The 23,393-nt window shown below is 44.9% G+C and carries 21 protein-coding genes and 2 pseudogenes; 12 read left to right on the top strand and 11 right to left on the bottom strand.

Translation table 11 applies throughout. The features are described from left to right. Positions 1-45: 45 nt before the first annotated feature. Complete coding sequence (gene pdxA / locus QUB37_RS20405) at positions 46-1,143, bottom strand: 4-hydroxythreonine-4-phosphate dehydrogenase PdxA (protein ID WP_333165491.1); 1,098 nt, start codon at positions 1,141-1,143, stop codon at positions 46-48. 40 nt (positions 1,144-1,183) lie between these two features. Between pdxA and petM the strand changes: the two genes are divergently transcribed. The 5 genes from petM to QUB37_RS20380 all read left to right on the top strand — a co-directional run bounded on the left by petM (position 1,184) and on the right by QUB37_RS20380 (position 4,327). Continuing rightward, the gene (gene petM, locus QUB37_RS20400; RefSeq protein ID WP_422614758.1) at positions 1,184-1,318 is read left to right on the top strand and encodes a cytochrome b6-f complex subunit PetM; all 135 of its coding nucleotides are present in this window, start codon (positions 1,184-1,186) and stop codon (positions 1,316-1,318) included. A 196-nt stretch (positions 1,319-1,514) separates the two neighbouring features. Further along, on the top strand, positions 1,515-2,492 hold the full coding sequence (locus tag QUB37_RS20395; protein ID WP_333165488.1) for an NmrA family NAD(P)-binding protein: 978 nt from the start codon (positions 1,515-1,517) through the stop codon (positions 2,490-2,492). A 1-nt stretch (position 2,493) separates the two neighbouring features. Further along, on the top strand, positions 2,494-3,411 hold the full coding sequence (locus QUB37_RS20390; RefSeq protein WP_333165486.1) for an NAD(+) kinase: 918 nt from the start codon (positions 2,494-2,496) through the stop codon (positions 3,409-3,411). A gap of 312 nt (positions 3,412-3,723) precedes the next feature. Continuing rightward, the gene (locus tag QUB37_RS20385; RefSeq protein ID WP_333165484.1) at positions 3,724-3,942 is read left to right on the top strand and encodes a hypothetical protein; all 219 of its coding nucleotides are present in this window, start codon (positions 3,724-3,726) and stop codon (positions 3,940-3,942) included. Then, entirely contained in the window at positions 3,935-4,327 is a 393-nt protein-coding gene (locus QUB37_RS20380; RefSeq protein WP_333165483.1) for an aspartyl protease family protein, read from the top strand. Before QUB37_RS20385 ends, QUB37_RS20380 begins: the two co-directional genes overlap by 8 nt. Before the next feature lie 441 nt (positions 4,328-4,768). Here QUB37_RS20380 and QUB37_RS20375 read toward each other — a convergent pair whose 3' ends face one another. The 3 genes and pseudogenes from QUB37_RS20375 to QUB37_RS20365 all read right to left on the bottom strand — a co-directional run. Continuing rightward, a complete protein-coding gene (locus QUB37_RS20375; protein WP_333165481.1) occupies positions 4,769-5,992 on the bottom strand; it encodes a hypothetical protein in 1,224 nt (407 codons plus the stop codon). Positions 5,993-6,342: 350 nt separating this feature from the next. Beyond that, positions 6,343-7,893: an ATP-binding protein gene (locus tag QUB37_RS20370; protein WP_333165478.1), complete on the bottom strand. Its 1,551-nt coding sequence runs from the start codon at positions 7,891-7,893 to the stop codon at positions 6,343-6,345. 182 nt (positions 7,894-8,075) lie between these two features. Beyond that, positions 8,076-8,222: pseudogene (locus QUB37_RS20365) on the bottom strand (GTPase Era); the annotation flags it as partial. 148 nt (positions 8,223-8,370) lie between these two features. On the opposite strand from QUB37_RS20365, the gene QUB37_RS20360 reads away from it, so the two are divergent. Then, a complete protein-coding gene (locus tag QUB37_RS20360; protein ID WP_333165475.1) occupies positions 8,371-8,904 on the top strand; it encodes a peptidoglycan-binding protein in 534 nt (177 codons plus the stop codon). A 149-nt stretch (positions 8,905-9,053) separates the two neighbouring features. Then, complete coding sequence (locus tag QUB37_RS20355) at positions 9,054-9,308, top strand: hypothetical protein (protein ID WP_333165471.1); 255 nt, start codon at positions 9,054-9,056, stop codon at positions 9,306-9,308. 135 nt (positions 9,309-9,443) lie between these two features. Here QUB37_RS20355 and era read toward each other — a convergent pair whose 3' ends face one another. Further along, positions 9,444-10,355, bottom strand: a complete 912-nt coding sequence (era, locus tag QUB37_RS20350; RefSeq protein WP_333165504.1) for a GTPase Era — start codon at positions 10,353-10,355, stop codon at positions 9,444-9,446. A 72-nt stretch (positions 10,356-10,427) separates the two neighbouring features. Continuing rightward, complete coding sequence (locus QUB37_RS20345) at positions 10,428-10,619, bottom strand: hypothetical protein (protein ID WP_333165469.1); 192 nt, start codon at positions 10,617-10,619, stop codon at positions 10,428-10,430. Between the two features lie 249 nt (positions 10,620-10,868). Between QUB37_RS20345 and QUB37_RS20340 the strand changes: the two genes are divergently transcribed. Continuing rightward, positions 10,869-11,300, top strand: a complete 432-nt coding sequence (locus tag QUB37_RS20340) for a hypothetical protein (RefSeq protein WP_333165466.1) — start codon at positions 10,869-10,871, stop codon at positions 11,298-11,300. A 441-nt stretch (positions 11,301-11,741) separates the two neighbouring features. Here the strand turns inward: QUB37_RS20340 and QUB37_RS20335 are convergent, their stop codons facing one another. Beyond that, complete coding sequence (locus tag QUB37_RS20335; RefSeq protein ID WP_333165463.1) at positions 11,742-12,011, bottom strand: hypothetical protein; 270 nt, start codon at positions 12,009-12,011, stop codon at positions 11,742-11,744. Positions 12,012-12,263: 252 nt separating this feature from the next. Between QUB37_RS20335 and QUB37_RS20330 the strand changes: the two genes are divergently transcribed. From QUB37_RS20330 to QUB37_RS20315, 4 genes and pseudogenes are all read left to right on the top strand, one after another. Next, the gene (locus tag QUB37_RS20330; protein ID WP_333165461.1) at positions 12,264-12,821 is read left to right on the top strand and encodes an NUDIX hydrolase; all 558 of its coding nucleotides are present in this window, start codon (positions 12,264-12,266) and stop codon (positions 12,819-12,821) included. A 184-nt stretch (positions 12,822-13,005) separates the two neighbouring features. Then, on the top strand, positions 13,006-13,761 hold the full coding sequence (locus QUB37_RS20325; RefSeq protein WP_333165458.1) for an ATP-binding cassette domain-containing protein: 756 nt from the start codon (positions 13,006-13,008) through the stop codon (positions 13,759-13,761). A 52-nt stretch (positions 13,762-13,813) separates the two neighbouring features. Next, positions 13,814-14,275, top strand: a pseudogene (locus QUB37_RS20320) (DUF29 domain-containing protein). Between the two features lie 33 nt (positions 14,276-14,308). Further along, on the top strand, positions 14,309-14,959 hold the full coding sequence (locus tag QUB37_RS20315) for an ABC transporter permease (protein WP_333165456.1): 651 nt from the start codon (positions 14,309-14,311) through the stop codon (positions 14,957-14,959). Here QUB37_RS20315 and QUB37_RS20310 read toward each other — a convergent pair. From QUB37_RS20310 to QUB37_RS20295, 4 genes are all read right to left on the bottom strand, one after another. Continuing rightward, on the bottom strand, positions 14,946-15,581 hold the full coding sequence (locus tag QUB37_RS20310) for a DUF1802 family protein (RefSeq protein WP_333165454.1): 636 nt from the start codon (positions 15,579-15,581) through the stop codon (positions 14,946-14,948). The two genes, QUB37_RS20315 and QUB37_RS20310, sit on opposite strands and share 14 nt — an antisense overlap. A 116-nt stretch (positions 15,582-15,697) precedes the next feature. Continuing rightward, positions 15,698-16,978 carry a glycosyltransferase family 4 protein gene (locus QUB37_RS20305; protein ID WP_333053633.1) on the bottom strand — a complete coding sequence of 427 codons (1,281 nt, stop codon included), beginning with the start codon at positions 16,976-16,978 and terminating at the stop codon, positions 15,698-15,700. Positions 16,979-17,164: 186 nt separating this feature from the next. After that, entirely contained in the window at positions 17,165-17,893 is a 729-nt protein-coding gene (locus tag QUB37_RS20300; RefSeq protein WP_333165452.1) for a class I SAM-dependent methyltransferase, read from the bottom strand. 138 nt (positions 17,894-18,031) lie between these two features. Then, positions 18,032-23,368 (bottom strand): glycosyltransferase, encoded by a 5,337-nt coding sequence (locus tag QUB37_RS20295; protein WP_333165449.1) that lies wholly within the window; start codon positions 23,366-23,368, stop codon positions 18,032-18,034. Positions 23,369-23,393 lie beyond the last annotated feature (25 nt).

The raw sequence follows: 23,393 nt of genomic DNA, 5'->3' as shown, positions 1-23,393 counted from the left end.
TCAATAGGAATGACACAATTTTTCCAAGCGTCAGGCGTACTAAAGCTATCGCCTTATTTTAACTGCTGTTCTGCGACTAGCCAACTGGGCCGCCAACTGCAATGCTGCCTTCATGCTGGAGGCATCTGCAATCCCTTGACCTACAATATCAAAAGCTGTGCCGTGATCCGGAGATGTGCGGACAAAAGGCAAGCCAATTGTAGTGTTGACAGCTTTGTCAAAAGCCATCAATTTTACTGGAATCAACCCCTGGTCGTGGTACATTGCCAAGTAACCGTCGTGAGCTTCTGTGGCTAAACCGTACCAAACTTTAGCCGGTTTTACCCACAGGGTATCTGGGGGGACTGGCCCGTCTAACTGCACTTGAGGAAAGCGATCGCGCTGCGTTTCCAACCAAGGTATCATCCAGTCTTGCTCTTCATTTCCCAGTTTGCCATTTTCTCCGCTGTGAGGATTTAAGCCAGAAATCGCAATTTTCGGTCTTTCTAGCCCAAAATCTTCCCGCAAACACTCTACCAGCAATTCTAGTTTTTCGCTCAATAATTCTGGACTCAACGCATCTGGGACTTGACGCAGGGAAATATGTGTGGTAGCTAGTAAAGTTACCAGCGTCCAGCCACTGTGGGGAGATGTGGCGGCAAACAGCATTCCGAACCGCTGCGATTTTGCCCTTTCTGCGAGGAGTTCTGTTTGTCCGGGATAATTGTAACCGGCTGCCTGCCAGCAAGTTTTGGAAATCGGGCCTGTCACAATGGCCGAGAATTCGCCGGCGATGGTACGGGCGATCGCACTTTCCATGTAAGCAAAGCTAGCCGCCCCGCTAGCTGCACTCCCGACACCGGGGACAATTTCGCCCCACTTGTTGTCTGGTTCGATATCAATAATATTTAATGTTTCGGGATTTGCCGCTTTTGCTGCTGGATTGCTCGATCGCAACTTATCGTAAGTTTGCTGCAAAACTCTCCTAGAACCTATAATTGTTACCCTCAAACCAGCAGCGGGATCTGCCAAGGCCTTGAGAATCACTTCCGGGCCAATTCCCGCCGGATCTCCCAGAGTTACAGCTAGTTTTGATTCCCGATCGAGACTCAAGGCAGTTTTCTCCAACAAAATACAGGAATTTCGGCACTGAAATTTTAGCATTCATGTACCTGGTTGCCCCAAATTATATTATCTTTATTTAATGCGATCGCCCAATTGGACTTATCAAATTATGAATCCTGAAATTTTCAATGCAGCCTTTTTGTCCTTTTCCCTAATTTTCGTGGGTATAGGTGGAGGCTTCCTCCTGCTCAAATTGCAAGGCGGCGAAGAATAAGTTTTTTTAACCAATCCTTCAGAAGCCTTATACCTTCTGCCTTCTAGAGTCTAGTTTCTGCCGAAAGCAAGCCTTCTGGCGAATATCTCAAGCCTAAAATGAGAAAATTTCAGGTTTTTGTTAAGTTTTTTATATAAACTTAACAAAAACCTGATACCATCTTATTGAAAGTTTAAGATTCATAATTAATCCCTAGATGACTTTATTGATTTTAGGTGCCACCGGCACTCTCGGCCGCCAAATAGCCCGCCGCGCCCTAGACGAGGGCTACCAGGTGCGCTGTTTAGTCAGAAGTTACAGAAAAGCTGCATTTTTGAAAGAATGGGGCGCTGAACTCGTACCGGGGAACCTTTGCCAGCCAGACAGTCTGCCTCCGGCCCTAGAAGGCGTCAGTGCTATTATCGATGCAGCAACAGCCAGTGCTGCGGATTCTGTCAGCATCAAAAGAGTAGACTGGGACGGAAAAGTATCGCTGATCCAAGCAGCAGCAGCAGCAGGCATCAAGCGTTACATATTCTTTTCCTTTCTCGACGCTGAGAAATATCCCCAAGTCCCCTTGTTGGAAATCAAGCGCTGTACCGAATTGTTCTTAGCAGAATCCGGTCTAGACTACACAATCTTGAGACCTTGCGGCTTTTTGCAAGGACTGCTGAGCCTGTATGCTATGCCGATTTTGGACAATCAGGCAGTCTGGCTGCCCAACAAGCCATCCGCCCTTGCCTACATGAACACTCAGGACGTTGCTAAATTTGCCGTCCGGGCTCTTTCCGTTCCTGAAACCGAGAAAAAAAGCTTTCCGGTGGTGGGAAATCGCGCTTGGGATGCTGAAGAAATCGTGCGGTTGTGCGAACGGCTGTCAGGCAAGCAAGCCAAAATTACGCGCACCCCAGACGCCTTGTTGAAGGCTACTCGTCAATTTGCTAAGTTCTTTCAGTGGAGTTGGAACGTAGCTGACAGATTGGCTTTTTCAGAAGTTTTGGCCGCCGGAAAACCCTTGAAAGCTCCGATGGATGATGTTTACAGCGTCTTCGGCATCGACCCCAAAGAAACTACTACTTTGGAGTCTTATCTCGAAGAATACTTTAATCTCATTATGAAGAAGCTCAAGGAAATAGAGTACGAGCAGCTTAAAACTAAAAAACGGAGTAAACAAAAAATGCCCTTTACTTTTTAAAGTGCCGAAAGCTGGGATTATATACAACGACGTTAAACCTGTGGCTTGTCGCATCGCCGCAGAGTTGGAAGACAAGCTGACTGCCCGCGGCTGGGAGGTTTGCTCGGTTTCTGGTTCCGGAGGAATTCTGGGCTATTCTAGCCCCGATCGCCCCCTGTGCCACAACCCGATCGACCAACTCGTCCCCCCCGGTTTTGACAGCGACATGGAGTTTGCAGTGGTTTTGGGCGGCGACGGTACGGTACTGTCGGCATTTCGCCAAGTCGCTCCGATTGGAGTGCCGCTGCTGACTGTCAATACCGGTCACATGGGCTTTTTAACAGAAACTTACCTGAACTTGCTGCCGCAAGCTTTGGAAAAGGTAATCGCCGGAGAATACGAAATAGAAGAAAGATCAATGCTGGCGGTGCGGCTGTTTCGAGAAAACGACTGCCTCTGGGAAGCCCTTTGTCTCAATGAAATGGTGCTGCACCGGGAACCGCTGACTTGTATGTGTCATTTTGAAGTGGCGATCGGTCAGCACGCCTCTATTGACATTGCCGCAGATGGGGTAATTATCTCGACTCCCACGGGATCGACAGCTTACGCCCTTTCTGCGGGTGGGCCTGTGATCATTCCCGGAGTGCCGGTGTTGCAGTTGCTGCCTATTTGCCCGCATTCAATGGCTTCGAGGGCTTTGGTGTTTTCCAACACCGAGCCGATCAAGATTTTGCCGGCGAGTCCAAACCGCCTGGTAATGGTGGTAGACGGTAACGGCGGATGTTATGTTCTGCCCGAAGATTGGGTTCATGTCGAGCGAGCTCCGTACCCAGCCCGCTTTATTCGGGTGCAATCTTTTGAGTTTTTCCACATTTTGCGGGAAAAATTGGGCTGGGGTTTGCCTCACATTGCTAAACCGAGTTCTGTTGAGTTGCCTTGATAGTTGTTGTTGACACTCCCCGACTATCAAGGTACGGGGATTGTTGGCTCAACCAGTTGGCTGGCTCGTAGATATCATATCAAGTCGTAGCTGTAGGAGATGGCAATTCCCGTTCCCGTTTTTCACCGATTGAAGGGATTTTGATTTCTCGATCTGTTGATAAATCGTAGAATAAAGCAGCAATTAGTGTTGGTAATGTAGGGCGACATTTATCCACCGGAATCCTTAATTCTCGATCGAGCTTCCGAATCCTCTCCAAAGTCAGGCAGCGTTTATGATAGATGTATTCTCGTACTTCTGGGAGTTTAAACCATGTCTCTCGCTGAGTTAATTCCTTTGGTGAACAATCTGAGCCAGTCAGACAAATTATCACTCTTCAAACTCCTAGCCGCACAAATCCCAGACGCTGAATTACAAGTCATCTTTTCTGCATCAGAGTATCCAGTTTGGTCGCCCTACGATGCAACGGAAGCTGCAAACATTATGATGCAGATGATTCAGGACGATCGAGAGGCATCTACTCATGCCTAGTTCGATCGAGTTTCCCTTTTCTGACGATGAAGCATTACCCACGATTCCCATCACTCTGAGTCATGCAGGCTTTTCTGTCTCGGCGAATGCACTGCTAGATACTGGGTCTGCGGTCAATCTATTACCTTATGACATTGGGCTGCAATTGGGTGCAATTTGGGAGGAACAAACTGTCCGCTTGCCATTGGCTGGAAATCTGGCAACGGTTGAGGCGCGGGGTGTATTTGTAGATGTTCAAATTGGGAATCTGGAACCCGTTCGCCTAGCATTTGCTTGGGCACAAGCCTCTCAGGTTCCATTAATTCTCGGGCAAACCAACTTCTTTCGAGAATTTGATGTCTGTTTTCAGAGATCGCGATGCACGATCGAAATTATTCGCTTCTAATAAGCATCGATGCAGAACTCGGAGTTTTATTTAGCTTAACTCTCGATCGAGCTTCCCAATCATCTCCAAAGTCAGGCAGCGTTTACCATATAACGACCGTGTTCAGCGGCGGCAGACAGGTTAGAGCACCCACCGATAACCTCTGTTCTGTCCGCACCAACGCAGTGTTAGGCGGGCTTCAACAACTTAACTAAAAACCCAATAGAGCCTTTTGAACTTCCTCCGGTGAGACTTGAACTAGATTTTCAGTCGTGACAGGTTTGTACTGGTGACTCAACTCAATCATTCCGCCAACAGCGTTTACAAGCCTAAGTTGACGATAGAAAGACGGATTTGACCATACCGGCCCTTCAAGAACACCATAATCGTTTGTACCTTTAATTTTGTAAAAGGGTTTACTCATTTCTATCTAATCCTATTTACTGTTGATTGAGTTTTCCATTATTTTTGATTTTTTGAATAGATATCTTGAAATGATTCAAAATCTATTGCTATAGCACTCGTCCCCTGGTTTGCCAAACGGAGTTCCTGACAAATAATTGTATAAATTGCTGGAGGAAATCCCCCAGGAAACAGCCATCTTGTACCTCCATCTTCCATTGTCACAATACCTGAGATATTGGGATACCTATAACCAAGCTCATTTCTTATAATATGTCTCGAGAGTTCCCTACTATGTGTAAAACCTAAAGGACGCAGATCCTTTAGTAGTCGATATAACTCATAAGCCTCCGCTGTATCTAAGCGGCGATACCTCCTAGCTATTTTTAGAATTTCATCAACCTCCGCTGCATCTAAGTCATACTTCTTAGCTATGCTTAGAATTTCATAAACCTTCGTTATATCTAAGCCATACTTCTTAGCTATTCTTACAATTTCATCAACCTCCGCTGTATCTAAGCCATACGTCTCAGCTATTCTTAGAATTTCACAAGCCTCCGCTGTATCTAAGCCATACTTCTTAGCTATTTTAACTATGCTTGCAATTTCATAAGCCTCCGCTGTATCTAAGTCATACTCCTTAGCTATTCCTACAATTTCATAAGCCTCCGCTGTATCTAAGTCATACTTCTTAGCTATTCCTACAATTTCATAAGCCTCCGCTGTATCTAAGTCATACTTCTTAGCTATTCTTACAATTTCATAAGCCTCCGCTGTATCTAAGTCATACTTCTTAGCTATTCTTACAATTTCATTTTGGAGTAAAGCTTCTGCTTCCCTGCGTCGCTCCTCCTCTGCCGCTCTAAGCTGACTCTCTAAGTTATCTCGCTCAACACTTAGTTCATGTCTGCCATCAACTCCAACCAACTCTCTCGTTACAAGGTCAAGCCAACTAGGTTTGGGAGAGCCTATATTTTTCCAGATACTCTCTACTTTTTGCTTTAAACCACATAATTCATTTGTGTAACTTTGAGGGATATCGTTTGCGTTTAGCCAAAGCTTACTAACTTGTTCGCCTTTTTCGGTGGTTTCAATTTCATACCAGAAATTGACTGTTTCAAAAGCTTCGTCACTGTCCAATTTTTGGGCTAATTCAAAATGTTTTTTCTTGATTTTTTTGATATGGAAGAAAACTTTTCCATCAGGATTAAAAAAAGTATGACCTACAAACCCAAATCCTCTATCAGGATTGTAGCCTTTGATACTGCCGAAGTCTATTGTCATAAAGCTAATTCTCTTCACTTACCACAAAGGGGGCATAACTACACTATAAACAGGATTTCCCTGCTGACAAAAGAAACTTTCAAGGTAGCCTAACTTATAATTGTATCGCAGTTGCGGTATAATACTAGATATAATCGAATAATACCGCAGCTTGATGATGTATGTCAACCCGTTCTTACTCCCCCTCGGAATCTCCTGTCCTCGATCGACTTCGCCGCACGATTCGACTCAATCACTTAAGCCGTCGCACTGAAAAAACCTATCTATATTAGATTTTAGATTAGAGAGCATTTAGAGTCGATCGCACACTTTCGGCGATCGCCAGAACCAAAACATTCATCACAACTTCTTCACGCACGAATCACTGTAATTAACCGACCCATCGAGGTAGTCTGAATTTCAGTTTTCAGTCGTTCTTCTAACTCCGGTGCATTCTCGCTGCGATCGAATATCACCAACCACCCTTCATCTCGTCCCAATCGAGCCAAATATCCATCTAACTGTTCCAACCCTTTACTCAACGGATCGACTTTCCGAGTTCGCCAAACCTTCAGTTCAATTCCCAATGTTACCTCACCATAACGCAAACATAAATCCATTCTGTCGCGTCCAATGGCATATTCCCTCTCCAACGTTCCCCCACCATTAATCACCCGATGCAGAAACGCCATCAACACTAAATGCGGGGCTATTTCGGGATAAGATGCACTTTTGAGTAACGGTTCGCCATGCTGTAGCCAAAATTCCAGAAAAGTTTTGAGTAACGCTTGCGTGTCTAATGTCCCCTGGGCCGTTAACCAACTCGGTGCAATTTGGGGTAGAGAAGCCATTGGCGTTACGGTGAGCACGCGGGGCAAAACTTCGCGATAAATTGGATTGGCGATCGTCAATCCACCCTGAACATCCATCTTACACAAACCCAAATCGATTAAAAACTGAATATCATCATTGGGGATATTGCCCAGTTCCAAACCCGCCAACATCGGCTCGATAATGGCTTTGACTCGATTTTCTCTGAGTCGTTCTGCCAAACTATCTAAATGCGTATCTTGCCGTTTTATTAAAATTTCTTTAGCTGATAAAATATGTTCTGGTGTAATTTCTATAGATTCATCTGTTACTAATTCTTCTACAATTTCCTTAGCTAAAGCATTCACTAACCAAGGTTGTCCCTGAGTCAGTTCAAAAGCTAATGCTACGGCTTCAGGTGTAAAAACTTGTCCAGTATATTGGGTATGTTGCGCGTAGAGTTCGGCGACTTCTTCTGCATTAAAATCTCTCAGAGTAATCGATCGCACTTTAATATTAAACGGACTGGATGTATGGAGTCGATCGCTTCCCCCCGCAGCCACTTTGTAATCGCGAACATCCCGCAAACCAATTAAGCCCACCGATTGCGGAAACGCTTTCGGGCGATTGGGATAACCATCGCGCAGTTGTCGCAGCATAGAAATCAACGCTTGGTCTTGCAATGCGTCGATTTCGTCGATAAAAATGACCAAAGGACGAGATGAAAATTGTGCCCAAGCTTGTAAAGCAGCCCGAATTTTCTGTCCCGACTGTATGCTTGTCCAGTCTGGCGGTTGCAGTTCGGGTGGGAGACGGAAGGAAATGTTGTCTCGCCAAGCGCCCAGAATGGCCTCTTCTGCACCGCCGATATCTTGACTGAAGGGTGCGCCGACTTCAGCCGAAACCATGACGGCGGTGTATTGTCCGCTTTCGGTGAGTTGTTTGGCTAACGCCAGCATAGCGGTGGTTTTCCCCACTTGCCGGGGTGCATGGATGACGAAATAGCTTTGCTGAGCAATCAGTCGCTCTAAATTCGGGAGGCGACGGGTGGCAGGAAGCAGATAGTGAATGTCATCGCGGCACGGGCCAGCAGTATTGAACCAACGTGGCATAGGTCAACTGGGGCGAATGGGGCTGCTCTCAGTTTACTGTACTGTTATTGGAATGGCGTTCTAGTTGTTAAGCGGGGGTTTGTAGCGACTCTCCGAGCCCGATGAAACTCTCTATGAGCGAAAGTCGTGCTCGATTCTTGATTCATAGAACAGAAGAACCCCAACTGCCAACTGCCAAAGTTTCACTCTTCAACGCGATCGCCCAATTCGGCTAAACGAGTGCGAGACTGCCGCCACTTCGCCTGCACTTTGACAAATAACTCCAAATATACTTTGCCCTCAATTAACTTTTGAATCTGTTCTCGCGCCGCACTGCCGATCGACTGTAAGCGGAAACGATATAACTCAAATGAGTGACACTCCAATGTGTGAACTCACACAAGTGTCACTATAAAAAGCGACTGTGAAGCCATCAAAGACAGCAGTTATACCTGAAATATCAAATGAAAACACTCGAATGCACAGAGGATTCCCATCATGTTTACAGAAGAAAAAACTCTCAATAATCAAGCTATGGCTCTCGTCGCCGATACTACTTCTCAATCAACTCTTGCAGTTGCTCAAGCCTCTGAACTGATGAAACCCACTTTAAAGCGGGGTTCTACTGGTCAAGCCGTCAAGGAACTGCAACAGCTTTTATATCATTGGGGATATTATTACGGTTTTTCGATCGATGGTATTTTCGACACCTATGTTGAAGACGCCGTCAAAGACTATCAACACCGCGTCTTTTTACCTGAAGATGGGATTGTCAGTCCTCTAACCTGGCAAGCACTATACTCTGGTGCACCTGTGAATATGCCGACTCTCATGAATGGTAGTTCAGGTAATGCTGTCAAAATTGTTCAGAATGTCTTGAAATTGAATGGATACTATTTCGGTTTTGTTGACGGATACTTCGGGGTTATGACCAAAGTAGCGGCGATCCAGTTCCAAACGATTAAGGGTTTACCAGCCGATGGAATTGTCGGGCCGAGAACTTGGCACGCTTTGAGCAAGTTACCGCACTAAACAACGGTCTATCTCACTTGTATAGGACTTACGTGCCGACTCTAATTGTAGGGTGTGAAACGCGCACCTTACAACTACAGGTAGTGTAGTTTCTCAGTTATTGCGTAAGTCCTGTTAGTTAAGCTTTAATCATTTATGAGGTTAATCAAATGACACATTCTGCTATCCTTGAAGCTACAGCAAATTCGGCAGAAAACGGACAAGAGCTGGCTGAATTTTTGCAGGAAAATAATGGACACTACTCGGCAATGCGAGCGATGAGTTTTATTGCACTGATTGCAGCAATTGGGTTTGGCGCAATCACAATAACTAGCAAGAATGCTGATGGCAAATACATTACAACTTCTTTTTTAGTTGCTGCTTTTGCACCAAAAGCTGTTCAAAAATTTGCCGAACGTCCTTAAAGAGTTGACTGTTGACAGTTGACTGTTGCGGGCGGAGTTTTTAGGACAATGATTTAAACTGAACTTCGGCCTACGAGGGGAAGTTCAGTTGTAAAATCTCTCAACGATCGCCCTTATTTGCTCCATCAGTTCGCTTTACTCTTCAACGCGATAGCCCAATTCCGCCAAACGGGTGCGGGACTGCCGCCATTTCGGCTGCACCTTGACAAATAACTCCAAATATACTTTGCCTTCAATTAACTTTTGAATCTGTTCCCGGGCCGCACTGCCGATCGACTTGAGCATACTGCCGCTTTTACCGATTAAAATACCTTTTTGGGAATCGCGTTCGACGTGAATTGTCGCTAGAATGCGAGTAATTTTTGCTTCTTCTTGAACAATGTCGATCGCGATTGCTACGGAATGCGGCACTTCTTCCCGCGTCAGCAGCAAAATCTGTTCCCGAATCAATTCGCCCATAATAAAGCGTTCCGGCTGGTCAGTCACCAAATCGGGCGGATAATAATAAGGCCCAACGTCCAAATGTTCGATTAACAATTGTTGCAGCGGCTCGACACCCTCGCCCGTGAGAGCGGAAAATTTTACTACAGGCCACTCAGGATTGACAATTTGCTCGTAAGTTCGATCGATCAACACGGAATCCTCCGGTTGTTCGTCCAACTTATTCATCCCCAAAATCACCGGAACTTTGCAATTGCTGAGAATTTCGACAATATATCGATCGCCCCCTCCCGATTCCACCGAACCATCCACCACAAACAGCACCACATCTACCGACTGAATGGCGGTGCGGGCATTCTGCACCAAAACCTTGCCCAATTGGTGATGTGGCTTGTGAATTCCGGGAGTATCTACAAAAATAATTTGTGCTTCCGGTGTCGTTAGGATGCCCCGCAGCCTGTTACGTGTCGTCTGAGACACCGGCGAAGTAATCGCAATTTTCTGCCCCACCAACTGATTCATCAGCGTTGATTTTCCGACATTTGGGCGTCCGACTATACCCACAAAGCCCGATTTGTAACCCGCCGGAGCCGCGGGAACACCCATAATGTCCGATACGTCGATAAATTTACTATCTTCCACTAAAATCACCTATTTTCAAGCCCCTTCTTTCTCTGTCTATTGTCGCCTGAAAATACTCAAACGCCCATCGATGCACTCTAGCATCTTTCTCGCCCTGGTATAGCGCGCCACACTCAAACGTCGATCGAGCCGCAAACCAGTGTTAAAACGTGATATGCGATCGGCAAAACTTGATATCTGAGACAAAATTTGATAAAGTTCCAATGACATCGATCGAAAATGAATCATTCTGGTAAAACCGACTCCCCAATGCTGTAACAACTTCAGATGTGTAAATATCTAACTCAACTGAAACTCTTCTACAGTTTGTCAGGTCAGCCAGTTTTAACATTTTTGAGAATGTTTGGTAATAAATTAGGTAAGTTGAACTCAAACTAAAAAGCTCAATATCATCAGGCGCTTTCTCAATAAAAGCTAGTGTCTTTTGAGCATACCTAAATTAGTGCTAATCGTCATAAAGTTGAGGAGATGAATCGAATGAAATCGAAATTATTTTGGAGTTGCTGCACCGTTTTGGTAGCAAGCTTGCCTATTCCCGCCTTGGCTCAAACAAGCCCTCCCACCAGCCCTCAAGCAGGTATTGACTACAAGGGTGGCTCGAAGAATTACCAGTTGGTACCGGGCAGAATCCAGGACAGAACCTTGCCCAGAGCCTTTGACTTTCCAATTATTACCAATGTTGGTACTGACACTAGCATCACCTCGGATTTTCTAATTACCGATCAGTTTCGCGCCCCAGCGGGTCGTACAGAATACACCGGAGCTCTCACCGCCTGGGCAACATCAATCAGAGAATGTCTGGCCAAACAACCACTCTTGATTCGAGCCAGCACTAAGAACCCGATTCAGATTAATGGTAGAGTAGGCACGATTGTCAGAAACGCAAATAACCGTGCAGTTTGCAAATAAGCCAGCAATATCACAGGGGCTAAATTGACCGTAATTGCTGTAAGGGCGGGTTCACCAATATCTCCCATGCAAGCATCGATACAGTAAACCCGTCACCGCAGCGATATTGGGGTCAATCGAGGCCAGTTGATATAACTTCCGCTATCTTAAAGATAAAAACTAGAGAGTGTTTTTGAACAAAAAGAGCAATAGAAAACCTATTGCTCTTTTTGTTGGCGAAATTTCAATTAATATCTACTAGGACTGGTATGATATCGGCTGAAACGACATCATATAAGAGGTTTGTAGTGAGGAATGCAAGTCCTTATCAAAGTTTAAGGACTTGCATTCCTCACTGCAAACGACATAATTACGCAGAAACCAGATTTTTTCCAAAAAATCCCGTGCAACCCGATGGATATGGATTTTAACACCTGGTTTATCAAAGTTTGTCTGCGTAATTCACGATTTAGGAGCGCAAAATTCATGTGTACTCAGTAAAATTTCGCCATAATCAGGAATCCAAGCTAGCCACTCTTCTTGCGAACATTCACACAACAGCCACGCTTCGTCAAAGCTGAATGCGGTTGGCGGATTGAACAATTTAACCCACATAGAAGGAGTTAATTTTGGTGCAGGTACGGCGCAGCCAAATTTTTCCCAGTCGCGGACACTGAAGCTTCCGGGCGTTGGTTGGGATTGCCAAGTACGAATATCTGTTTGCAGTTGCATAATTACTCCTGTCTAGCTAAGAGTCTGCACCAGGGCGTGGTTGAAACAACCCAGAGCGAAGGCGCAGATAAATTTTGATTATGTAGTCTATGTTACCGAATTATATAGGCGAATGTGTAAGGTTGTAGCAAAAATTTACAATCGAGAGGAAAAAACTGGCTCAAAGCTGAAAAGGTCGATCGGCTATTGTTCAGCTCGGCAAAAATCGCCTACCATAGCAAACAACATCTGATTTATTTCAAAAATTCCGACATGAACCAAGCTACCAAATCCCAGTGGAAAACTCTAGACCGCTTTGTAGAAATCAACTCTCATTGGGTAAAACTAATCGCCGAACATCTCGAAACAACCGAAGGGCAAACAGTAGAATATTGGCGAGTAGAAAGAGCAGATTCAGTTGTAATCTTGACAATTCAAGCTGACAAATTGGTGTTTCCCCCACCCATGTATCGCCCCGGCGTAGCATCCGCAACCCTCGATTTTCCCGGCGGTCGCGTACCAGCCCAAGTCACGCCAGCAGCGGCAGTTCCACTTATAATGAAAAGGGAACTAGGCGTGACAGAAAGTGCGATCGCCCGCATCGAACCGATTAACACCGTCGGCTGGGCAATAAACAGTTCCTTCTCAAATCAAAAACTCTACGGTTTTGTTGCAGAATTGCATCCGACAGCAATAGTAAACCCCGAACTGATCGGTGCTGAATATCCTGTCACCCCAGACGGAATTCGCGACTTGCTCAAGAAATTAACTTGCCTCCAATGTCGAGCCTTACTGCTAGAATGGCAAAATAAAGTCGATTTTAGATTTTAGATTTTAAAATTGAGAATTGTCCCCCGATGCTCGCTGATTTGAATTTTAGGACTTACGCTCATCAACCCGGTTTTTCTGACAAATCTTGGGTTAAGTAGCAAATTATCTAAGAAGAAAACCGGGTTTCTAGCCCCTTGTCTGTAAGTTCTAAAATTCCTGAAAACCCAAATCACCGGAACTAATCATGCCTCTCAATAATGAAGTTGCTGTCGAATGCCTCGACGTGACATATCGCCTCAACCGCAGGCATTTAGTAGACAAACTCAATTTCAAAGTGCTGCAAGGAGAAGTTTTAGTATTGCTGGGACGCAGCGGGAGTGGCAAAACTACCACCATGAAATTGATTAACAATTTACTAACGCCAAGCAGCGGCGAAGTTCTTGTCATGGGAAAACCAACAACTCAGTGGAACCCAATTCAACTGCGCCGAAAAATTGGTTATGTAATTCAAGAAATTGGTTTATTTCCACATTTTACCGTCGAGCAAAACGTCGGTTTAGTGCCAAAATTGGAAAGTTGGGAGGGCGATCGTATTCAATCTCGCGTCCGGCAACTGTTAGAATTAGTCAACCTCGACCCCCAGCACTTCGCCAAACGCTATCCCCATCAGTTATCCGGCGGACAGCGGCAGCGGGTAGGCGTCGCTAGAGCACTGGCCGCTGACCCTCCGATATTGTTAATGGACGAACCGTTTGGTGCTTTAGACCCGATTACTCGTCTGGAATTACAGCGGGAATTCGGTCAATTGCAGCAGCAACTTGGCAAAACTGTGATTTTTGTGACTCACGGCATTCAAGAAGCTTTTTTGTTAGCTTCTAGAATTGGTTTGATGCAAGACGGACGGTTGATTGAATTGGGTTCGCCCGATGATTTTATGAAATCTCAGCATCCAGAAGCGCGCGCATTTATTGACTGTTTGCAAGTAGCTAGATTTCAATGATTTAGCAAAAAATTGATAATATAGTTTTAGTAACTAAGCTGATAATCAAACGATGCACAGTCTTTACGAGACAGACTTCTATGCTTGGACGCAAGAACAAGCCAAGTTACTTCGCAAGTGTCAGTGGAGTCAACTTGACTTGCCAAATTTAATTGAGGAGATTGAATCTTTGGGCAAACAGGAACGTCAAGAACTTAGAAATCGTTTAAGCATTTTGCTGGGACATTTGCTGAAGTGGCAATATCAGCCCCAGCAGCGCAGCCGTAGCTGGCTGTCTATAATTTGAGTGCAGCGACGGGACACTCAGAGACTGATACAAGATAACCCAAGTCTGAAACCTTACTTGCAAGAAGCTTTCCAAGAAGCTTATCAAAACGGTAGAGATTTGGCAGTAGGAGAAACGGATTTACCTCTCAAAACTTTTCCTCCAAACTGCCTTTACAGCTTAGAGGAAATTCTGGACTCTCGGTTCTATCCTGGTGAACCCTGTCCTGAAATAGAAAATGATTTATAAAATTGACAGCAATCAGCAATAACTAATTACCCAATGATAATTTTTATCAACCGCTATGGCGCTGAGATAATTCAGCGCGCCAGTGAACACTTATATTTAGTAACTGTTGCAATTTTTATCGCTATTATTGTGGGGATGCCCCTGGGGATTTTAGCCACGAGAAAACCTAAATTGAAAAAGCCAATTTTGGGATTTGCTAATATTATGCAAACAATTCCCAGTTTAGCTTTGTTTGGCTTGCTAATCCCGGTGCCTGTATTGGGTGGAATAGGCGATCGCACGGCAATTATCGCCCTCACTCTGTATTCTTTACTGCCAATTATCCGCAATACTTATACTGGTATTGTCGGTGTCGATCCAGCGATTACGGAAGCCGGAAGAGGCATGGGAATGACTGATATGCAACTGTTATGGCAAGTGGAAATTCCCCTGGCGCTGGGCGTGATTCTGGCGGGCGTGCGAGTTGCCGCAGTAATTGCGATCGGACTTGCTACAATCGCCGCTGCAATTGGTGCAGGGGGCTTGGGGGTGTTTATTTTTCGGGGCGTTGCTACCGTCAACAATCAGTTACTTTTGGCTGGGGCAATTCCGTCAGCTTTAATGGCCTTAGCTGCGGATTTTGGGCTGGGTTTGGTAGAATCGCGCCTCTCGAAAAGTACCTTAAAAACTATTAATGAGGAGTAAAATCCTGACTACCTTCCGTCAGCGTTGTCACTCTCTGCGAACCAGAAGCATTCGCAGGATTGGCTATCAGATTGCGGATTTCATTTGAGCGTTCAATGTACTCGCGATCGCTCAAAACAGCTTGGCTTCCCTCCAGCGAAATAGCATCGGCCAAATCGATCCAAGAACGACAACCGCCGTATTCAGGAGTGTAGGGAATTTCGCGGATTTCTGCAAGGCGATAAGCCCGCAGCAATAAAATATAAATTGGCTGAGTTTGTTTCCATTTCAGGCGATCGCTGACAAAAGTTTCATTCCAAATATGGTAAGGAAATAGCGCAGTAATTGCAGGTTCCCAAGCTACCAAAAAAACATCAGTAATCTCCGCCCAACTGCCAATTCTAATAACTTCAGGATGCCAACCAGATTCAACAGTATTGACTTGATGTGCAAACTCCGGCTTTAATAAATCCGGTTGTTGGTGTTCAAAAGTTGGATACAGCAAAACCTGTTTGTCAGTGACATTAAACTGTCCTGCTTGCTCGCGAATTCCCCCCTTCCGCAACAGCACAATCGTTTGACCTTTTTCCAAAGCATTAACTGCTACCTTCCATTCTTTCAGCGCCCTAGTAGTTGATTTCATAAAAATTTAGTTGAGTTTTAACCAAAATAACAAAAATCGGTAATTTCAAGCAAGTACAGCCACTTTTTCCTGTTAAAATTGGCGTAGTCCTGACTATGCAGGACTACCCTTTATTGCTAAATTCTCACTGCAAAAGATGCTGCTAATTCCCGTTCTGGTTCCATACCAACTGTAGGCGGCATGGAACGATTTGCTACTTGCTCAATTAGTTGTAAATGTTGTGGCAGCATTTTAGCTAAACTGTAGCGTTCTAGGGCGGTTTGACGGGCTTTGATGCGAATGTCTGCCATGCGGGTAGGATGGTCTAAAACTTCATCAATACGATCGGCTACTTGTTTCGGTGAGAAGTAATCGACCAGCAAACCGTTTTCTCCGTCGCGGATAACTTCTCTGACTGGCCCTGTGTCGGAACCGATTACTAAACATCCGGTTGATAGAGATTCAATCATGGACCAAGATAGCACAAAAGGTCTGGTCAAATAAACGTGTACGTCGGATGCTTGAATTACTTTTAAATACAGTCCGTAAGGTAGGGGCCCGACAAAGTGAACTCGCGACAAATCTAGGGGGACTTTTTTGAGCATATAGTCTTTGTAAGACTCGCCGTTGGGTAAAGAACGCCCATAACAAACTCTTTCGGAACCAACGATTACGACGTGACAATTGGGGCGACGTTCTTGTACATAGGCGATCGACTCAATGAATTCGGGAAAACCCCGGTAAGGTTCCATTCCCCGTGACACGTAGGTGACAATTTCATCAACGCCAGACAAGTCTAAGTTAGGCAAAACGAGTTTAGCACCGGGGTCTGGTTTGAAGTAATCGGTATCTACGCCGTCGTGGAGTGTGGATAATTTTTGTTGTAACTCTGGCGGAAATTGCGATCGCTGCCAATAAGTTGGTGATAAACCCCAATCGCAAGAGTATAAATCGATCAAAATCGGCGCATTTTTGATTCTAATTCTGGCCATATCGTCAACTGTTAAAGGTTCCGCTGGGTCAAAATCTGCGTCGGAACCAATAGCATGATAAAACCACTCGAAATAACACAAAAGTGGCGTATTTGGAAAAGCTTCTTTGACAAATAATGTCGGCCCCCAACCGGAATGTCCGCAGATAATATCGGGTACGAAACCGTCTGCTTTGAGTTGTTCTGCCATTCTAAATACGGCTTGTCCGTAGATGACGGCACTTTCTAAAGGGCGGACGTATTGGTGAGTCTGCGCGTGGGGTTCCCGGCTGGGGGTAAATGCTGCTTTGCGAACGCCGGGAATGTTCCACTCTGGGCGCTCGTTTTTAGTACCGAAAACAATTTGATTTTTGGGATCTGCGCCTAAAGCCGTGATAATGTGGCGGTATTGGGCGGGGAAGTTGGGATGGAGAAATAATGCTTTCATTGTCAGTTGTCTGTTGACTGTTGACTGTTGACTGTTGACTGTTGTCTGTTGAGTGTTGTCTGTTGACTGTTGTCTGTTGACTGTTGACTGTTGACTGTTGACTGTTGACTGTTGACTGTTGACTGTTGACTGTTGACTGTTGTTAGTTGGAAGAAAATATTTTGAGGCGGCTAAAAAGCTTTGATTTTATTCATTGGGGGTTGGTGCTTTGCAGATCCAGACACAATCTCGCGGTACTGAAGATGTATTTTTCAGGATGATTTGATAGTTTAAATGATGGAGAAATTTTTCCATAATTGTATCAGTCATAACTGAAAATGCTGTGCCGTCTCTGTGCCCTAGTAAGTTTTTGTCCCACTCGCTGGCGAATTTTTGCCACCCTAATTCGGTGAAAATATTTGTGTGGTGAAACACGCAAATTCGATCGCCCCGCAGCAGTTTGGGAATTCGAGTCAGGTAGTTGAATATATCTACCGGCTCTACGTGTACCATTGTATCGTAACAAAAGCAGACATCGGCTGAACCTGGATCGATGCCGTCTAATGTTAAACCGTCGAGTTTGACGTAAGAAACGCGATCGGTTCCCAAGCGCGATCGCGCCGCTTGCAGCATTTGACTGGAAATGTCGGCACAAATTAGTCGATCGCAATATTTCAGCAGCAGCGAACCTGTTTTTCCCCCGCCGATACCAATTTCTAAAACCGTATGTTCTTTTTTGATGTACGGTGCAATAAATTGCTGTTCTATTAGCGCTTCGTATTCTGCTAGGGAGTTGGCGGCACCGGCAGCTTTACCTATCCATTCGTCGCCAATATGGGCAAGTTCGGCATTAGTTTTTTGCCACTGTTGGGCGTAACTGTCCCAGGCCCTTTCATAATCTACTCTTGGGCGATCGGTCATTTTTTCATCGTTCATTTTTGATTATTTTATAGTATTGATGGCTCAATTTCCAATATGTTCCGCAATTCTTGGCAAATTATATTAAATCCTGCCCAAAGTTTAGGAGGTGAGTTACTGCCCTTCACTGGCGGGGACACTGGCACTGTAAAATGACTAATGACGGCTGAAATATGCTTCGCAGAAAATCGCTGCATAAGCTTGAGTCATTTCCTCAAAAGTATTAAGTGAAGCCAAGACATATTTAGCATTTTCAGCTAACTGCTGGCGCAAAGATTTATCCTCCAATAAACTAATCAAAGCTGCAACTAATTCGTCCGGGCGATCGGGCGTATAAAACAAACCATTAATTCCCGGCCTCACTTGTTCTCTAATTCCAAAAACAGGCGTTGTAACAATTGGCAAATCGCAGGCCATCGCCTCCAAAATCACTCTTGGAAAACTTTCGACGCGAGAAGTGCAAACAAAAATATCAGCCGCTTTGTAATATTTTCCCGTCTCCCCAGTTTCCGGGACTACTGTCACCCTTTGCCGCAAATCTGCTGGCAATTCCCCCACCAACTCGGCTAATTTATTGCTGTAAATACTAGGGCGATCGCCCACAATAAAACACCTAATTTTATTGTGCCATTGGTCAGGCAAAAGTGAAAGTGCCTTAACTAAATCCTGCTGGCCTTTGCGTTCGCATACCGTTCCCAGCAGCAAAAGTACCACATCTTCTGCTGCAACACCTAAAGTTTTTCTAGCCAATTCAGAGTTTTCCGAACTTTCCAGTTTGCTCAAATCTAAGCCGTTGTGAATCACGGTAAAATTGTGGTGGCTGTTGAGAGGTAAATACCTGTCCCGCGTTGCATCCGCCACAAAAATCACTTTGTAAGGAAATCGAAAACACTCTAAAGCTCTCGCCGCAATCTCCGAACCAAACCTGTTAAAATAAGTTTGCCAAGGTTCGCTTTCGTGCACGTTCCACACTGTAGGAATTCCGATTTGCCGCGCGGCATCAACTACAAAAAAGTTTTCTAAAGTATTGGCATAAATTGCATCTACTTTTAAACTTGCAATTTCTGTGCTAAAACTGCGGATAGCTTCATCGTAAGCATCCTGCTGGTAGATGTGTTCGAGAGGATTGTCGCGCACAATTACTTCAATTCCCTGCTGTTCGTAAGCTTGACGCAGGGGCCCGTCTGTTACGCAAAGTACGATCGGCTTAACCACACCCTCAGCCGCCAATTTCACTGCAATTTCGTACTGATGCAGCGGTGCACCCGTAAAATCTAGCGAATTGCTGCACATCAAAACTCTGATAGGATGAATCAAATTCTCTACTTTTGCTACCAACAAACCAGAATTATTAAATTTTACTTCTTCATTATTGGTTACATCCGTTACATCCGTTACATCCGTTACAAAATCCGTTGCCGAACCTTCTTCCTTCATAAAAACCCGTCGAGGTTGAATATGAAAATACTCATCTTCTAAAGACAAATGAGGACTGTAAAAACTGTCATTTTTGCCCGCATACTTACGTCTAAAAGCCGCCACTTCTTGAGGATTGTCGGTAAAACCCCTAGAAGTTCCCTCTTTGTGCAACAACTCCGCATCGGGACAATATACGCACCGATAACCGCGTTCTAACAGGCGATATCCGTAATCTGGATCATTGTAAGCAACAGCAAAATTTTCCTCATCAAAACCGCCCACTTCTAAGAACAATTGACGTGGAGTAATCATGCAAGCGGCTGTTACCGCAGAGTAATTTCGCGTTACCATCGCTTGAGAAAGATACCCTCGATTTTCGCTGTTCATCAGCTTAAAAGCGTGACCAGCCAAGCCGTGATGCAGCCCGTGAATTATACCCGCGTGCTGAATTCTGCCGTCGGGATATAACAGCCTCGCGCCGACTGCACCCACGCCAGGGATTTGAGCGTATCCCACCATTTGACTAAGCCAGCGCGGGTTAATTACTTCAGTATCGTTGTTCAAAAACAACACATATTCGCTGTCAACTTGTTCCGCAGCGCGGTTGTTAATGGCTGCAAAACTAAACTTTCCCCCAGGATTTTTTATCCGCAAAACTTGGCCATTTAATTCCTTTAAATATTCCAGAGTTTTCGGGTCGTCGCTTTCGTTGTCGATAACGGCAACTTGATAATTTTTGTAGGTTGTAGTTTCTAGAGAATCCAGACAAGCTTTCAGCAACTTTAGCTGATTTTTAGTAGGAATAATCACCGTTACTGATGGGCCGTTATCAGGGAAATCCTGGGCAAATATGCCCAAATTTTCTTTAATCGCCCATGCGTGCTGAGCGACATTACCGTTAATTTGGCGGCGGTTTAGTGCGTCTTGAATGGCTTTTTGACCTGCGGAAAAACTGGCGGGTTTCGCGGCCCCAGATATGGCTGTAGAACCGGGTGCGGTTCGCCAGTGATACAGCACTAGCGGCAGGTGGGCGACGTGACGAGAAATTTCGGTGGCTCTCAAGGCAAAATCGTAATCTTGCGAGCCTTCAAAACCTATCCGTAAACCGCCTATTTGTTCAAAAATATGTTTTCTCACGGCGCACAAATGACCGAGATACATATAGGAAAGCAGCAGTTCCGGCGACCATTGCGGTTTGAATTGCGGGGCGAATCGGCGACCTTTAGTGTCGATTTTGTCGTCGTCGGAGTAGAGAAAATCGGTGGCTGGATGCGCGGCAAAATATAGGGCAACTTCGCCTAATGCGTCGGGAGTGAGTTCGTCGTCGTTGTCTAAAAATAGGATGATGTCGCCTGTTGCGAGGGCGGCAGCGCTGTTGGTTGCTGCGCTGATGTTGCCGTTTTCTGTGCGAAATGTGATGCGGATACGATCGTCCTTTTGAACCCAGCTTTTCAAAGTGTCAGCGACAGTGAAATCGGTGCTGCAATCATCGGCAATGCAGAGTTCCCAGTTTGGATAAACTTGATTGATTACGCTGTCGATCGCACTTTCTAAAAAATCTATCTGTGGGTTGTAAACTGGCATTACTACCGAAATTTTTGGCAGCGGTTCCCGACAGGATTTTAACCGAGAAATCAAGTAATCGCGCGCGCGATCGTTCCACTGATTCACCTCCAGCCAAGCGTCATATCTATCAATTGGTTTAGGCACCACAAAACCCGCAGGTGGTAGTAAATCTCCCGGCGCAGTAAACTGTTTTTGCTGCCGATAAATCTTCCCCAACTGGCGGAGCACTTTCACAATTTCCCAGGGCAAGGGCACAATTCTACCAAGACGCTGTTTTCTTTCCCTCGCCCGCTGCTGAATTGCGGCTGTAAACCTTGATAACTCCTCAAACTTATCTGCACTTCGCTGCCAGATATGGTAGCGCCGCACTGTCAATATTTTAGGCGCTTGAAAAGACAAAATCTCCCCGGTTTCTAACTCAGCTTGCAGAGAAACGTGCCATTCCCCTGGCGGCAAATCCACAAGTACCTCAAAACCGCTTTCCGAACTGTTAACCCAGTCGGGAAAAACTTCGCCGACATCTTTTCGCCGTAAACCGTAGGCGCATTCTACAGAATAATCGCCGCACAATAAGCTTAATTTAGCAATTTTGTGATCGTGGTGGCAGCACCAACCTGCAAACAAAATTTGACCCTGACGCTGTTCCCACACCACCGGTACATCTAACGATGCTTGAATCGTTGAAACTAACAACGGATAAGCTGCCAACAAATGCCATTTACCTCGATCGTCTTGCGCTTCCAGTAGCACTTCGTGCCGTCCGGCAGGCGCTTCCAATTGAATTGTAAAACCTGATTTTTTCGCATTCGGAATATTAGAGTGTGCTAGCGCTATATCACTTCTATCTATGCCGTAAACGCCTGCGAAACTATGATCTTTAATTCTGGCGCGGACTGCTGTAGTCTCTCTTTTTTGGTTAAAAACCCAGCCGACAATTAGCAGGTTGGAATCACAAACTTGCCAAGTAGTGGGTTGATCTAACGAAAAAATAAATTTAGGGAACCAGTCGCGGATTTTGCACTGAACTTCCCACAACTTTTCTCTCGATTGCCACCATATTGAAGACTTAATTATAGCAAGTTCTGCACGAAAATTTTCATTTTCTTGGCGGGAGTGTTCTAATTTTTCCTGAGTTTGACTTTGTGATCTTTCTAACTGAATTAAATCAGCTAATTTTTGCTGCAATATAAATTCAGCTTCTTCAAATTGTACCTGAGTTTGCCCTAATTCTGCTTCTAATTCTAATACTTTTGCTAAAGCTATTTGAAATTGCGATTCTTTGCCTGCAAGCTGTACCTGAGTTTGTCCTAATTCTGTTTCTAATCCGAGGAGTTTCGCTAAAGCTTCTTGAAATTGCGATTCTTTGCCTGCAAGCTGTACCTGAGTTTGCCCTAATTCTGCTTCTAATTTTAAGACTTTTGTTAAAGCTTCTTGAAATTGCGATTCTTTGCCTGCAAGCTGTACCTGAGTTTGTCCTAATTCTGTTTCTAATCCGAGAAGTTTTGCTAAAGCTTCTTGAAAATTTGATTCTTTGCCTGCAAGCTGTACTTGAGTTGCTCCTAATTCTGTCTCTAAGCCCAACACTTTCGCCTGGGCCTGGTGAAATTGTTCTTGCCACTGTTTGAGTTCGGAAGAGCTAGTTTTTTGCTGTTTTTCCAGCAAGCGGATTTTTAGCCAATCTTCAAATGGCCAGACTGGAGATGCTGGGAAATGAATAACTTGATCGATCGCACCTTTCGATTCGCTGCTGAGATTCCCAGCTTGGGTTTCCAAAAGTTCATAGAGTTCTAATGCTTCGGGAAAATATTTTTCTATTAAACTTGGTCTGTGACTTTTGACAATATCGTTGACTAATAAAGATTCTTCAAAATTGTCGCCCGGTATCGCACCTAAGTTAACATTAAATTTTTCGTTGACTCGATCTAGGAAAAGTTCAGGAGTGTTGCCGATGGGGTAAACGTTGGCTAGGAGACAGCGATGGGGGAAACGTTCGTAAAGTTCTAAAACTTTTTGATTGTAGTGAATCCACATTTTTACTGCCATTTCGGGATTTTGCAACAAGCTGACATCGGTTCCGCGGCGGTAAAGAGAATCGACTACTTCCCAGGGCGATCGATAAACACAGATAAAATTAGCTTCAGGGAGCAAATTCAGCCAAAAATCCCAAAAAAGGGCTGTTCGGGGGTCTTTCCAACCCCAATGTTTGTGAGGAAGTTGATTTTGGTCGATCGCCCTTTTGGCGATTTCGACGTATTCTGGTGCTACCGGAATCGTTTTTTCAAACGTACAGCCGAGTTCATCAATACCGTGCGATCGTAAAACACTTTTGTGGAACTCCACAAAATCAACATTCTCGAAATGACCTTTCACATTTCCGTCGGCCGGGCCCACTAACTTTTTGCCAATATCAACCCCGACTTTCTGAAACAAAGAAGCTGTTAAAGAGGTACCGGAACGGTGCATTCCGGTAACAATAAAAACCGACGGTTTGCTGTCATTTGTACTCACAATTTATCTCCCTCGCCCTAACTCC

It is taken from the genome of Microcoleus sp. AT3-A2, assembly GCF_036705685.1.
Lineage (GTDB): Bacteria > Cyanobacteriota > Cyanobacteriia > Cyanobacteriales > Microcoleaceae > Microcoleus.
Note: the sequence above shows the minus strand (reverse complement) of the source record. Positions and strands in the feature narration are given on the sequence as shown.